Origin of the sequence: Mucilaginibacter sp. OAE612, from assembly GCF_041806395.1 — a bacterium.
In the GTDB taxonomy this organism is placed as follows: Bacteria; Bacteroidota; Bacteroidia; order Sphingobacteriales; family Sphingobacteriaceae; genus Mucilaginibacter; species Mucilaginibacter rubeus.
On record NZ_JBGMUW010000001.1, the window covers coordinates 3,401,972 to 3,414,149 of the forward strand.

The window sequence follows — 12,178 nt, forward strand, 5'->3', positions numbered from 1 at the left end:
CATTACATTTTAATTCACTAATAAAAACAGAAAGAAAGATGAACATGAAAAAGTCAGTTTTAATAGCCGTTGCTTTATTAGCTATTGGTTTTTTATCAAACAAGGCAATAGCCCAAACACAGGATACAACCAAAAAGGACACTACTAAAGCAACTGCTGCTCCTGCAACATCAACAGCTGCCGCATCAGGCGATGTGGTTGGTGTGATGTCGACCTCAACTAACTACGCGCCAATGGCGCTTGCAATAAAATCAGCTCAGCTTGAGCCAACATTGCAGGCAGCCGGCCCGTTCACCATATTTGCCCCCAATGATGTAGCTTTCAGTAAATTGCCAAAAGCACAATTTGATGCCCTAATGAAAGATCCGGCTAAATTTGCTCCGATACTGAAGTATCACGTGGTAGCAGGTAAATACACTAAAACCGATATCATTAAGGCCTTAGGTGCAGGCAAAGGCAAAGCCGACCTAAAAACCATCGACGGGCAAACATTGCATTTATCTGTAAATGATAAAAGCAATTTGCAGATCACCGATGCCAAAGGCAATGCAGTGTTGGTTACCGCATTTGACACCGAGGCCAGCAATGGTGTTGTACATGGCATTAATGGCATCATGATGCCTTAATCACAAAATACTTAGTTTAATTTTAAATCCATGAAAAACCCGGCTGTTGACGCCGGGTTTTTCCATTTATGACAGGCCTGTTAAGTAATCGGCTTTATTCATTCTAAAATCGAGATATGTGCTGCCAGTTTCCGCATCTGTAAAATCTCCCGTAAACGAAAAACCTGTTTTCTTCAATAACTTCATAGAACTTTCGTTCCCTTGTTTCGGGCAGGCAGTTATCAATTCAAAATGCTGATCATTAAAACCAAAGGCCAAAACCGCTGAAATGGCTTCCTGCATAAAGCCCTGCCCATGATAATCCGGGTGGAGTTCATAACCTATTTCTGCACTTTTATTGGCAGCATTAAGGTTCCAGTAACAAATGGTTCCTATCAGCTCATCCTTGTCTTTTAAGGTTATAGCCCAATAAAAGCCTTCGTTATTACTCACAATAACCTCTATCTTTTTAATAAATGATAGCGCTTCATCAACAGTGGTATTAGCAGCACGGTCAAGGTGTTTGTTCACTTCGGCATTGGAGCGGAGAGCCAATATTTGCGGTGCATCCGACTCAAGTAATCCGCGCAAGCCCAAACGGTCAGTATTTAAAATTTGCATTCCCATCATCATAACTATTTGAATTTCTGGTTTTCTCTATCGGCAATGAAAACCACGGGTAAACCAACACAAATTATCAGCGTTAACATCCCGGTCAGAATAGTACTTACCGGGATATGATATCCCGGCTTCATGGTTATTTTACTCAGCGGCACAACACCTAAATTCATGATGAGCCAGGCAGCTATCCCGTAAGTAACAGCCACGAAATATTTATTGCGCAATCCATTATAAAAGAAGGGATAAAGCAGAAAAAACACCGCGCTGAATATAAAAGCGATCACATAATGAAAAACAATCCCGGCAACTATAATTTCTGCCCCACCTGCAAAGGCCGCCGGTCCAAAGGCCCCGCTGGCAATAAACTTAAAAATAACACCAGGATTTACTTTATAGTTCAGGATCATGGCTGCAAGTCCATCAAGCGTACCCGTTATAAACCCGGCGAACAGGATATTGACAAGTTTACTTTTCTTTTTCGGGTTTTCTTTTTTTAACATGGCAGAAATTACAAAAGCGTAAATTTATGCTTTTAGGATTCGATAAATTGTGTATGAAACATATTTTTTACGTATTAGCTTTAGGAGCGTAACTTCCATTTTAATCAGTTGATCTGATTATTACTTCAGATATTCATTCATAAAATAAAACACTCTTTTCCTGATCTCTTCGGCATCAAACATTACCCCGTAATGAGGCGCGTTGGGTACAATAATAAGTTCATTTTTAACACCGGCAAGTTTAAGGTATGAACTTAGCAAAACCGATTGGGTGTAATTGACCGATTCATCCTTTTCGCCCTGAACAATGAGAAATGGCGGATCGTTTTTATCAACATAGGTAACCGGGCTGGCTATATTGGCCAGATCGGGCCGCTCAATAGTATAAGCGCCAAGCAGCAGGTTAACCGGGCTTTTAGGATCATTAACATCGGTACCTTTAAGCGACAGGAAATTTGACGGCCCGTAAAAGTCAAGCGCCAGTTTTATTTTAAAATGAGGTTTGTTTCCGTTGGGATAAAACTCTTTAATATTATTGTTATTGGATAAAGCCAGTAACGATGCCAGATGCCCTCCGGCCGAAAAACCAATCACCCCAAACTTATCTTTGTTAAGCTTATATTTTGATGCGTTTTGATAAAGAAACTCAATTGCCTGGTTACAATCCTGGATCTGTGCCGGAAATGGTGCAGAAGTGCTCCAGCGGTAATCAATAGAGGCCACAGCGTAACCATTATCAATAAAACCCTGAACAGTTTTTTGCATATAGCCCATATCGGCATATTTATCATTCAGCATCCATGCACCACCGTGGATCCAGATAATAACCGGATAACTCTCCTTTGATGTTGGAGGCAGATAAATATCCAGTAAATGCTTTTTTAAAGTATCGCTGGCATAGTTTACATTTCCGTACAATATCGTACCCTTCGGGAAAAATGATTGTTTGGGGCTTGATGTTTGCGCGTAAGCAGACACAGATAAAGCACTGATCAAAATGATCAGCAGGTTTTGGGTTATCCTTTTCATAATTGGTTAATTGTTTAAAGATAATCCATATCCTTAAAAATCAACAACTAAATCCCAACTGAAAAATATAATATCCAGGCTATAAACAACAGTTGCAAGGGAATCCGAAACCACAGGTAGCCAGGGCCGCTGCCATCGTAGGTGGCTTTTTCCAAATCCACGTGCTTTATGGCAGCGTTGATATTAGCAGGCAGCATGACCGCAAACATAACAAGCAAAATAATGCCTGCAATATGCCTCGTGGCATTAACAATCAGCAATGCCCCGAGTATTATCTCCATGACACCGGTTAAATAAACCAGCGCCACTTTAAAAGGAATAAAAGGAGGCATCATCATGACCATGCCCTTGGTAAACATAAAATGCCCTAATGAGGCAAACCAAAGCATCAGCATCATGGCAACATTGCCACTGAGCATAATATTCCAGTCGTCAATAAAAAGCCGGGAAATAACAGCAGTAAGGATAAAACTTATGATGAGAACGAGCAGGACTTTCATAACTTACAAACTTTTTCTTCTTCTCAATCTATTCCAATAACGTCTGATGAAGTTTACGAAGCCTGAACTACTCCGATCTTCTTCCGGCATTGGTTCACCAACAAAAGATTTAAAGACCGACCATGAAACTCTATCAAAATTATGATCAGTAAGGATTTTACCACCATAGGAATCAAGAAGTAATTCTATTTCATACAACCCGAAATCGGCAGCACTCCATTTAGGGGTATATCCATCCGAACAAATGACATTTGGATTGGCGCCTGATCTTAACAATAGTTCAACTATATCAAGGTCGCCTCTCATCACAGCCCAATGCAATGGAGAATTCCCCAATTCATCAAGTTCATTCAAATCTACTCCAAGTGGTAATACCGACTCAACATTTAGTACTTCTCGCGTTAGCACCTGTTTATGAAGCAAATAATCCATAGCTATTATATTAGCATCTAAGCCTTGATTAACTGCTCTCCTTCAATCTTTTTCTGCAGCTCTAATATAGCGCCTATAAGCGCTTCGGGACGCGGCGGGCAGCCTTGTACATACACATCAACCGGAATCACCCGGTCAACGCCTTTTACAACGTGATAGCCATGCTGCCAGTACGGACCGCCGCAGTTAGAGCATGAGCCCATCGAAATCACATATTTAGGCTCAGGCATTTGCTCGTACAGGCGTTTAATCCGCTCGGCCATTTTAAAGGTTACCGTGCCGGCAATAATGATCACATCGGCCTGGCGGGCAGATGGGCGCGGGAAAACACCAAAACGATCGAGGTCATAGGTGGAGGCCATAGAGCCCATCATTTCGATAGCGCAGCAAGCTATTCCAAAACTTAGCGGCCATAATGAGGATAAACGGGCCCAGTTAAGCAGGTCGTTCATTTTGGTTACCACTACACCACCGTTCTCACTTGTTATATCGTTACTCATTTGCAGGCTTTTTAAAGGCGGGTTTAAACATAGGTTTACGTGCAGGCTCAGTTGATGAAGTTGCAGTAGCAGTGACAGTCGCGGTAGCAGTTGATACTGTATCAGCGTTGAAAGCTTTTACTGTAAACCTGCTTTGTTCCTGGTTCAACTGTTCGTACAACGACGACGGGATATGCACATCGGTATGCGGTACAACGGGAGTTGGCTTAATCCAGTCCAGATCCCCTTTGCGCCAAACATATACTAAACCTATAATCAGGATGCCCAAAAACACAAACATTTCGGCAAATGAAAGCCAGCCCCAGCGTGCGTCTTGTGCTGCAAGCTCATGACTGCCAAATACGGTTGCCCAGGGAAAAATAAACACCATCTCCACATCAAAAAGCAGGAAAACCAGCGCTATCACATAAAAGCGGGGATTAAAGGGTAACCAGGCATTACCGGTAGGCTCTTCGCCACATTCATATGAGCTTAATTTTTCGGCGTTGGGATTATTGGGGGCCAAAAGTTTGTTGATAAAAAATATCACGCACACCATTATTATCCCAGTAATAATAAAGATGAGTATCTTTCCAAATTCTGATATTTGCGAAACATCCGTCATGAGTACAAATTTAGTAAAACAAACAGATTTTGACGCTATAATAATTGGCGGAGGCGCATGCGGCCTCATGTGTGCCGTACAAGCAGGCTTTTTAGGCAAGCGGGTACTGGTACTTGAAAAAAACGACCGGGTTGGCGCCAAGATACTCATCAGTGGCGGCGGGCGTTGTAACTATACCAACCTTTACGCTACCGATCAGCAGTTTATTTCGCAAAACCCACACTTCTGTAAATCAGCCTTTTCACAATGGACGGTTGATGATACCATTAGCTTTTTTGAAACTTATGGCATCAGCGGTAAAGAAAAAACGCTGGGCCAGCTTTTCCCGGTAAGCGATAAAGCCAAAGATGTGGTTGAAGTTTTCACCAACCTGTGCGATGACCTTGGCCAGGAGATCTGGGTAAATGCCGAAGTTAAAATGGTAGAAAAAACTGACGATGGTTTTACAGTTCGGGCCGAAGTTAACGGCAAACAGGAATATATAAGCGCTGCCAGTGTAGTGATGGCTGCCGGCGGTTTGCCCATCCCCAAAATGGGTGCTACCGATTTCGGACTCCGAACGGCGCGAAATTTTGGTTTAAAAGTTACCGACACCGCCCCTGCCCTGGTGCCCCTTACCATTACCGGCAAAGACCAGTCCTGGTATGAGCAATTATCAGGCAATAGCATTTTTTGTAGGGTTTGGAACGATAGGGCAAGCTTTGAAGAAAACATCCTGTTTACCCACTGGGGCCTCAGCGGACCAGCCATATTACAAATCTCCTCCTATTGGAAACCAGGAGAATCCATCAACATCGATCTGCTCCCCAATCAAAACATTGCCGGCCTGATTCAACAGGAAAAGGAAACCAACGGCAAAAAAATGTTGCTTGCATACATCGCATCTTTATATACCCGCAAGTTTGCCGAAGCGTTGAGCGATAAACTCCCAGCCGAAAAAAACATGGCATCGCTCACCAAAGCCGACATAGAAAATATCAGCACCCTCATTCATGATTTTAAGGTAAAACCTGCCGGCGATAAAGGTTATGACAAAGCCGAAGTAATGCGCGGTGGTGTGGCTACTGATGAATTATCATCCAAAACATTGGAAGCTAAAAAAGTCCCCGGGCTGTTTTTTGGGGGCGAGTGTGTGGATGTTACCGGGTGGCTTGGGGGCTATAATTTTCAATGGGCCTGGGCAAGCGGCTTTGTGATAGCGCAAAACATATGACCGTTGACTTTTTTGCGATTACGCTGATTTCGTTGATGCTATTTTACCAACTAACCTGCTACTATCATTCATTTGCCGACGTTCGGTGATACCGGGAAATCCTCCTTTGCAATTGTAACAAATCGGGTGTCCCAATTTTTTGATTCTCCAAAAAAATAAAAAAAAGCCCGGCGTTCTTTTTTAAAAAAGAGGACTGTTCCATTTTTTGAGAGTGAAAACGCGGAACACCTTAAAAATGAAACACACTGATTATCAGACACATAATATTTTACCCGAAACATTATTAAATATCTGATTATCAATAATTAAAACTTTTAAGAGTAAAATCTTTCCTATTTCACCGATGGGTTAAAACACCCTTTTTATTTCGCCTTTTTTTATGCTTTTTTTGATTTTTTTGATATTGACCGCATCGGTTAGGAATATTGCTGACAACATAGCGCCACCAAAGTTATGAGTGTAAATACCTATTTTTAATAGCGTTTATTATCTACCGTTCCACTATATTATAATTCCTGTACTCGCCAACGCGCCAGCCCGTAAGGTCTTCAATCTTTTGCAGTGCCTTACGGCGGAAATCCATGCCAGCCCTTAGTTTTTTGGAGTCAAAATCGATATTCCAGTTAGTAGCTGTTATTCGTTTTTGCATGGTTGCCGGATGCGTGCCGGTAAAGCGGATCAAGCGATCTGCATTGCCATAATCAAACTCATAGGTTTCGGGCAAGTGTTCAGCAAACCAGGTTTCGTCGTGATAAAACTTATTAAAGTTACGCACCTTATGGGTTAACCCTTGTGGTGGCTTTGCCCAGCCGTAATGATATATATAGGCATCAATAAGCTTTACGTTGATTTTACGATCATCAAGCCTGAATCCCTGAGCATCACGATATGAATGGATACCCTTAATATTTTTGAGCAACCGGATTTCGCGGCGGTACCAGCGCCTTGAATGCCCGTAATAGTCATATGAGCCATAAAAATGCAGGTATTTAAACAGTAAGCCTTCAATGTTGGGTTTATTTAAAGCTTCATGCATTTCCTTTTTGATAAGCGGATGATATTTTTCATGCACCGCTTCGTCGCCCTGGATATAGAAACACCAGTCGGCATCGGGCGATATAGCTGCAAAAGCCTTATCTGTTTCGGCAGCGAAAACCTTTCCGCCTTCCCTTAATGATTCATCCCAAACCGAATCAATGATTTTTATAACCGGCGAGTTGATGCCCTCGATCAATCCCCGGGTACCATCATCGGAGTTACCTACTACTACAATAAATTCATCGCAAAGCGGTAATATGGATGTAATGGCCTCAACAATGGGATAATCATTACGTACAGCGTTCCTGATAAAGGTAAAACCGGATACTTTCATAAGCGGCGTAAAGATAATAACAGAATCAAGACTTCAGGATACAAGATTCAAGACATCGCTTCCCAAGCTCAACAGATTGCAGGTATCTTCAATTTGTGACATTGGGATTAGGGCAGTTTGCATCCCGATGCGTTACTTTGCACATAATAATGTACTGCACAGTTAGCGGTACCACATATCAATAAAATATCACTATGAAGGCACTCGCCAGGCAACTTTTCAAAACTTTTCTTTTTTCGGTAATCATATCTATTGTAGCAAGTGCGGTTTATTACTCGCTGCAGCACAAAGGTGTAAGCCAGGACCTAAACGGGATACTCCCCTCCTTGTCCGAAAGCGTGGCTTTACTCAACATCTTTATTTTAATAATGACCCTACCCATGTTGTTTTTAGCCAACCCGGCGTATTACAACAATCTGTCTATAAGGCTGGTGCTTTATTTTTCGGGCTCTGTTGTATTTGTCATTACCGCCTTCCGTTTACAGCTAAACCCCGAAAACAAAACGCTTTACTTTATTACGGCCATTAGTTTTATCATAGTACACAGCGTTTTCTATTATCTAATGACCAAAAAACGACGTTGAACCATTGTTGTTTAAAGCATTTATAGGCTTTTTGAAAGATTTAGGCTAAACTTGCATCTTCAAATATGAAAGCATTTTACGGAGATTTAAAACTGGGTATTTTAGGCGGCGGACAGTTAGGCCGTATGCTGATACAGCAAGCCATAAACTATAATGTTACTGTTAAAATTCTTGATCCCGACCGCGAAGCGCCTTGCCGCAAACTGTGTGACGAGTTTACCGTAGGCTCATTAGGTGATTATGAAACCGTTTATAACTTTGGTAAAACTGTCGACCTGCTTACCATTGAAATAGAGAAGGTTAACGTTGACGCCCTTGAACAATTGGAAAAAGAGGGCGTACTGGTTTATCCGCAATCCCGCATTATCAGGCTGATTCAGGATAAAGGTTTGCAGAAGCAATTTTTCAAGGAAAACGATATCCCTACTGCCGATTTCCAGATCATATCATCACCCCAACAGCTACAACAAAGTTTAATCCCTTTCCCTTATATTCAAAAACTACGTAAGGATGGTTATGACGGCAAAGGTGTATATAAAGTAATTGATGAAAGCTACCTTGCCGGCGCTTTTAAAGAGCCGAGCCTGATTGAGCAATGGATAGATTTTGAAAAAGAGATTGCGGTAATTGTGGCCCGTAATGAAAACGGCGATATCAGCGCTTTCCCGATGGTTGAAATGGAGTTCAACCCTAAAGCCAATTTGGTGGAGTTTTTGATCGCTCCTTCTACCCTTCCATTCGCCATCCAACAAAAAGCAGAACAAATAGCTAAAAAGATTGCCGATAGTCTTAAAATTGTGGGCTTGCTGGCGGTTGAAATGTTTTTAGATAAGCAAGGCCGCATCCTGGTGAATGAGCTTGCCCCGCGCCCGCATAACAGTGGTCACCAAACTATTGAAGGCAATGTGGTATCACAATTTGAGCAGCATTTGAGGGCGATATTTAATCAGCCTTTGGGCGATACAGCCTGCCTTAACAACGCCATTATGGTGAACGTTTTAGGTGAAGCCGGTTACGAAGGCCCTGCTATTTACCAGGGTATCGAAAAGATTTTGAAAGTACCGGGAGTATATATTCATCTTTACGGCAAAGCGCTGACCAAGCCTTTCAGGAAAATGGGCCACGTCACTATTGTTGACGCAGATCGTGAAAAAGCGATTGAAAAGGCACGGTTTGTGCAGAAAACTTTAAAGGTAATTAGTTAATTAGTTCATAGTTGATAGATCATAGTTCATAGTAAAACAGATGGCATTTAGATTTGAGGACCTTCAGGTTTGGCAGAGAGCTATGGACTTGGATGAACAAATAAATCAACTAACGAAAACATTTCCCAAAGAAGAAATTTATATTTTAACATCACAGATAAAACGTGCGGCTGATTCTGTTGTTCTGAATATCGCTGAAGGATCAACTGGACAGAGTAAAGCAGTTTTTAAGGTCTTTTTAGGTTATTCACTAAGATCTGCCATTGAAGTGGTAAGCTGTCTTTTTATTGCAAAGAGAAGAAACTATATCGCTGAAGAAAACTTTAAAATTTTTTATGCTGATTATGAAGTATTGGTAAAAATGATCACGGCGTTAAAAAACTCCATATAGCTGATCTTCCCATGAACCATGATCTATGAACCATTAACTATGAACAACACTACAAAAGTCGCCATTATAATGGGCAGCAAATCCGATTTAAATGTAATGCAGGATGCTGCTGATGTTTTAGCCGAATTAGGCGTTGAATACGAAATAACCGTGGTATCGGCCCATCGCACACCCGATAGGATGTTTAGCTACGCCCGTGCCGCTGCCGATCGTGGCATAAAGGTAATTATTGCCGGTGCAGGCGGTGCCGCCCATTTGCCGGGCATGGTAGCTTCATTGACGCACTTGCCAGTGATTGGCGTACCTGTAAAATCAAGCAACTCTATTGACGGCTGGGATTCCATCCTATCTATACTACAGATGCCAAACGGTATCCCGGTAGCCACCGTAGCTTTAAATGCAGCCAAAAACGCAGGGATCCTCGCTGCACAGATCCTGTCAACAGGAGATGAGTACCTGGTGAAAAACCTTATCGACTTTAAAGAAAACCTTAAAAAGAAAGTTGAAGAGTCGGCAAGGGAAATGGAAGGGGAAGAATAGTTGCCAGTTTGCAGTGGCAGTTGTTAGTGGCAGTTGCAGCAGCAATCAGATTATAAGAAGTAAAGGGCAAGTTTATGAACACGCCCTTTTATTATTTACTGCTACTAAAAGCTGCCACTGTCACTAAAAACTGCAAACTGCTATTAAAAACTGCTGCTGCAACTAAAAGCTGCCACTAATTCAACGCCGGATTTTCCGGAAAATTAGCGATGTGGGCATAGCGCTGACCGAGGCTGATCACCACCTGGCGCCAAAGATTTTGCTCATCAAGGGTGAACAGTGTTTCTATATCAAATTTATCGGTTACTATCCAGCTATCATCTTTTATTTCTTCATCAAGCTGTTGCGGTGTCCAACCAGAGTATCCGGCAAAAAATTTAATTTCTTCGGTACTTAACTGGTAATTGGATACTAAATATTTCACCTGCTCAAAATCGCCGCCCCAGTAAAGGCCATCGGCTATTTCAATGCCGCCTTCTATTTTATCGGGGGCGCAATGGATAAAATGCAGTGTATTTTTGGCTACCGGGCCGCCTTCATAAACAGGCATTTCGGAGTATGATACATCGGGCAGCACATCACCCAGTAAATATTCGCTTTGATGGTTCAGGATAAAGCCCATAGCTCCTTCTTCAGAGTATTCTGTTAAAATTATTACGGACCTCCTGAAATTCGGATCCATCATAAACGGTTCCGAAATAAGTAAATGGCCTGCCGCGGCCGCTATAGGACTAAGCATAAAGTTTAGCGTTTAAATACATAACAAGCATAGCAAAAATATGTTCAATTACGAATAATGATTTACATCATTATATACGGTTTAATTAATTTGTAAGTTTGCATAGAAATGAATCAGCAGGAAATACAAAATTTAAGGCAGGATTATAGTGCCTCTACCCTATCAGAAAACAGCACTAAGGGCGATCCTATTAAACAATTTGAACAATGGTTTAACGAAGCTTTGGAGGCAAAATTGCATGAACCCAACGCCATGACGCTTTCAACTGCCACCGTAACCGGTAAACCTTCGGCACGGATTGTACTTTTAAAAGGCTTTCATGCAGGCGGTTTTATATTCTTTACCAACTACTTAAGCCGCAAGGGCAAAGAGATTGCCAAGAACCCGCAGGGCGCGCTAACATTTTTTTGGGGAGGCCTTGAGCGCCAGGTGCGTATTGAAGGTACTATTGAAAAAGTAAGTAAAGAAGAGTCTGAAAAATATTTCCATTCGCGCCCTAAAGGCAGCCAGGTTGGCGCAATAGTATCTCCCCAAAGCCAGGAAATTGAAAGCCGCGATGCATTGGAGCAAAAATGGAACGAACTGGAAGCCGAATATGCTGATAAGGAAGTGCCTAAACCATCGTATTGGGGTGGATATATCTTAAACCCGCAATTGGTTGAGTTTTGGCAAGGCCGGCCAAGCCGCATGCACGACCGCATCCTGTATAAAAAAACTGATAAAAAAACCTGGAAAAAAGTACGCCTTGCACCATGAGTTTTGATGATATTAAAAACCTGCTCACCGAAAAACTTGGTGATACCGTAATTACCGGCGAAGAAACAGGCGGTCTGCAACCCGCCTTGTTAATTAACCCTGATGATATTGCGGCCGTATGCCTGGAATTGCGGAACAATCCCAAAACTTATTTCGATTTCCTGTCGAGCCTGAGCGGTGTGCATTATAATGACGAAGCAAACCGCTATGGTGTGGTTTATCACCTGGCATCAATCCCCTATAAAACACAGCTTACTTTAAAAATAAGCAAAGCCCATCCAAAAGAAAGTAATGAACTGCCCGAATTTAAAAGCGTGACCCCTGTTTACCGCACTGCCGACTGGCATGAGCGCGAAGCCTATGACATGCTGGGGATTTACTTTGAAGGCCACCCTGATCTTCGCCGGATTTTACTGCCCGATGATTGGGAAGGTTTCCCTTTACGGAAAGATTACCAGAACGCTGAATTTTACAAAGGCATCAGGATAGATTAACCTCCAATAAACTTTCCTGGCATTAACGGAGCAAAATGAGCCAAAGGCAGGCTATTAAATAACAGCTTTGTTTACTTCATTTTTACAGCGAAA

Annotated in this window: 17 protein-coding genes; 8 read left to right on the plus strand and 9 right to left on the minus strand. The window is 42.1% G+C overall.

Going from position 1 to position 12,178, the window contains the following annotated elements; all coding sequences use genetic code 11:
• The first annotated feature begins 44 nt into the window (after nt 1–44).
• A complete protein-coding gene (locus ABID99_RS14040; RefSeq protein ID WP_373614104.1) occupies nt 45–626 on the plus strand; it encodes a fasciclin domain-containing protein in 582 nt (193 codons plus the stop codon).
• 66 nt (nt 627–692) lie between these two features.
• Here ABID99_RS14040 and ABID99_RS14045 read toward each other — a convergent pair whose 3' ends face one another.
• The 7 genes from ABID99_RS14045 to ABID99_RS14075 all read right to left on the minus strand — a co-directional run bounded on the left by ABID99_RS14045 (nt 693) and on the right by ABID99_RS14075 (nt 4,791).
• A complete protein-coding gene (locus ABID99_RS14045) occupies nt 693–1,226 on the minus strand; it encodes a GNAT family N-acetyltransferase (protein WP_373614105.1) in 534 nt (177 codons plus the stop codon).
• A 14-nt stretch (nt 1,227–1,240) separates the two neighbouring features.
• On the minus strand, nt 1,241–1,726 hold the full coding sequence (locus tag ABID99_RS14050) for a hypothetical protein (protein WP_373614106.1): 486 nt from the start codon (nt 1,724–1,726) through the stop codon (nt 1,241–1,243).
• A gap of 120 nt (nt 1,727–1,846) precedes the next feature.
• The gene (locus ABID99_RS14055; protein WP_373614107.1) at nt 1,847–2,755 is read right to left on the minus strand and encodes an alpha/beta hydrolase fold domain-containing protein; all 909 of its coding nucleotides are present in this window, start codon (nt 2,753–2,755) and stop codon (nt 1,847–1,849) included.
• Between the two features lie 47 nt (nt 2,756–2,802).
• Nucleotides 2,803–3,255, minus strand: a complete 453-nt coding sequence (locus ABID99_RS14060) for a hypothetical protein (RefSeq protein ID WP_373614108.1) — start codon at nt 3,253–3,255, stop codon at nt 2,803–2,805.
• Between the two features lie 3 nt (nt 3,256–3,258).
• Nucleotides 3,259–3,687: an ankyrin repeat domain-containing protein gene (locus ABID99_RS14065; RefSeq protein WP_373614109.1), complete on the minus strand. Its 429-nt coding sequence runs from the start codon at nt 3,685–3,687 to the stop codon at nt 3,259–3,261.
• Nucleotides 3,688–3,704: 17 nt separating this feature from the next.
• Nucleotides 3,705–4,187 carry an NADH-quinone oxidoreductase subunit B gene (locus tag ABID99_RS14070; protein WP_176624065.1) on the minus strand — a complete coding sequence of 161 codons (483 nt, stop codon included), beginning with the start codon at nt 4,185–4,187 and terminating at the stop codon, nt 3,705–3,707.
• Complete coding sequence (locus ABID99_RS14075; protein WP_373614110.1) at nt 4,180–4,791, minus strand: NADH-quinone oxidoreductase subunit A; 612 nt, start codon at nt 4,789–4,791, stop codon at nt 4,180–4,182. The genes ABID99_RS14070 and ABID99_RS14075 overlap by 8 nt, the downstream gene beginning before the upstream one ends.
• Between ABID99_RS14075 and ABID99_RS14080 the strand changes: the two genes are divergently transcribed.
• Nucleotides 4,790–6,004, plus strand: coding sequence for an NAD(P)/FAD-dependent oxidoreductase (locus tag ABID99_RS14080; protein WP_373614111.1), 1,215 nt, complete (start codon nt 4,790–4,792; stop codon nt 6,002–6,004). The two genes, ABID99_RS14075 and ABID99_RS14080, sit on opposite strands and share 2 nt — an antisense overlap.
• 490 nt (nt 6,005–6,494) lie before the next feature.
• Here ABID99_RS14080 and ABID99_RS14085 read toward each other — a convergent pair whose 3' ends face one another.
• Entirely contained in the window at nt 6,495–7,376 is an 882-nt protein-coding gene (locus ABID99_RS14085; protein WP_373614112.1) for a glycosyltransferase family 2 protein, read from the minus strand.
• A gap of 194 nt (nt 7,377–7,570) precedes the next feature.
• Between ABID99_RS14085 and ABID99_RS14090 the strand changes: the two genes are divergently transcribed.
• From ABID99_RS14090 to purE, 4 genes are all read left to right on the plus strand, one after another.
• Nucleotides 7,571–7,960 (plus strand): hypothetical protein, encoded by a 390-nt coding sequence (locus ABID99_RS14090; protein WP_090524856.1) that lies wholly within the window; start codon nt 7,571–7,573, stop codon nt 7,958–7,960.
• A 65-nt stretch (nt 7,961–8,025) separates the two neighbouring features.
• On the plus strand, nt 8,026–9,165 hold the full coding sequence (locus ABID99_RS14095) for a 5-(carboxyamino)imidazole ribonucleotide synthase (protein ID WP_090524854.1): 1,140 nt from the start codon (nt 8,026–8,028) through the stop codon (nt 9,163–9,165).
• A gap of 40 nt (nt 9,166–9,205) precedes the next feature.
• Nucleotides 9,206–9,556 carry a four helix bundle protein gene (locus tag ABID99_RS14100; protein WP_090524853.1) on the plus strand — a complete coding sequence of 117 codons (351 nt, stop codon included), beginning with the start codon at nt 9,206–9,208 and terminating at the stop codon, nt 9,554–9,556.
• A 39-nt stretch (nt 9,557–9,595) separates the two neighbouring features.
• Nucleotides 9,596–10,096, plus strand: coding sequence for a 5-(carboxyamino)imidazole ribonucleotide mutase (purE, locus tag ABID99_RS14105; protein WP_090526185.1), 501 nt, complete (start codon nt 9,596–9,598; stop codon nt 10,094–10,096).
• A 175-nt stretch (nt 10,097–10,271) separates the two neighbouring features.
• Here the strand turns inward: purE and ABID99_RS14110 are convergent, their stop codons facing one another.
• Nucleotides 10,272–10,835 (minus strand): YqgE/AlgH family protein, encoded by a 564-nt coding sequence (locus ABID99_RS14110; protein WP_090524850.1) that lies wholly within the window; start codon nt 10,833–10,835, stop codon nt 10,272–10,274.
• A gap of 108 nt (nt 10,836–10,943) precedes the next feature.
• On the opposite strand from ABID99_RS14110, the gene pdxH reads away from it, so the two are divergent.
• On the plus strand, nt 10,944–11,591 hold the full coding sequence (pdxH, locus tag ABID99_RS14115) for a pyridoxamine 5'-phosphate oxidase (protein ID WP_090524848.1): 648 nt from the start codon (nt 10,944–10,946) through the stop codon (nt 11,589–11,591).
• Entirely contained in the window at nt 11,588–12,085 is a 498-nt protein-coding gene (locus ABID99_RS14120) for an NADH-quinone oxidoreductase subunit C (protein WP_090524846.1), read from the plus strand. The genes pdxH and ABID99_RS14120 overlap by 4 nt, the downstream gene beginning before the upstream one ends.
• The last annotated feature ends 93 nt before the right edge of the window (nt 12,086–12,178 follow it).

What these genes read in the sequence shown, in the direction of transcription:
- pdxH (WP_090524848.1), top strand. Translation starts at nt 10,944, where the DNA reads ATGAATCAGCAGGAAATACAAAATTTAAGGCAGGATTATAGTGCCTCT.
- ABID99_RS14110 (WP_090524850.1), bottom strand. Translation starts at nt 10,835, where the DNA reads ATGCTTAGTCCTATAGCGGCCGCGGCAGGCCATTTACTTATTTCGGAA.
- ABID99_RS14090 (WP_090524856.1), top strand. Translation starts at nt 7,571, where the DNA reads ATGAAGGCACTCGCCAGGCAACTTTTCAAAACTTTTCTTTTTTCGGTA.
- ABID99_RS14100 (WP_090524853.1), top strand. Translation starts at nt 9,206, where the DNA reads ATGGCATTTAGATTTGAGGACCTTCAGGTTTGGCAGAGAGCTATGGAC.
- ABID99_RS14065 (WP_373614109.1), bottom strand. Translation starts at nt 3,687, where the DNA reads ATGGATTATTTGCTTCATAAACAGGTGCTAACGCGAGAAGTACTAAAT.
- ABID99_RS14055 (WP_373614107.1), bottom strand. Translation starts at nt 2,755, where the DNA reads ATGAAAAGGATAACCCAAAACCTGCTGATCATTTTGATCAGTGCTTTA.
- ABID99_RS14045 (WP_373614105.1), bottom strand. Translation starts at nt 1,226, where the DNA reads ATGCAAATTTTAAATACTGACCGTTTGGGCTTGCGCGGATTACTTGAG.
- ABID99_RS14095 (WP_090524854.1), top strand. Translation starts at nt 8,026, where the DNA reads ATGAAAGCATTTTACGGAGATTTAAAACTGGGTATTTTAGGCGGCGGA.
- ABID99_RS14040 (WP_373614104.1), top strand. Translation starts at nt 45, where the DNA reads ATGAAAAAGTCAGTTTTAATAGCCGTTGCTTTATTAGCTATTGGTTTT.
- ABID99_RS14070 (WP_176624065.1), bottom strand. Translation starts at nt 4,187, where the DNA reads ATGAGTAACGATATAACAAGTGAGAACGGTGGTGTAGTGGTAACCAAA.
- ABID99_RS14050 (WP_373614106.1), bottom strand. Translation starts at nt 1,726, where the DNA reads ATGTTAAAAAAAGAAAACCCGAAAAAGAAAAGTAAACTTGTCAATATC.
- purE (WP_090526185.1), top strand. Translation starts at nt 9,596, where the DNA reads ATGAACAACACTACAAAAGTCGCCATTATAATGGGCAGCAAATCCGAT.
- ABID99_RS14085 (WP_373614112.1), bottom strand. Translation starts at nt 7,376, where the DNA reads ATGAAAGTATCCGGTTTTACCTTTATCAGGAACGCTGTACGTAATGAT.
- ABID99_RS14120 (WP_090524846.1), top strand. Translation starts at nt 11,588, where the DNA reads ATGAGTTTTGATGATATTAAAAACCTGCTCACCGAAAAACTTGGTGAT.
- ABID99_RS14080 (WP_373614111.1), top strand. Translation starts at nt 4,790, where the DNA reads ATGAGTACAAATTTAGTAAAACAAACAGATTTTGACGCTATAATAATT.
- ABID99_RS14075 (WP_373614110.1), bottom strand. Translation starts at nt 4,791, where the DNA reads ATGACGGATGTTTCGCAAATATCAGAATTTGGAAAGATACTCATCTTT.
- ABID99_RS14060 (WP_373614108.1), bottom strand. Translation starts at nt 3,255, where the DNA reads ATGAAAGTCCTGCTCGTTCTCATCATAAGTTTTATCCTTACTGCTGTT.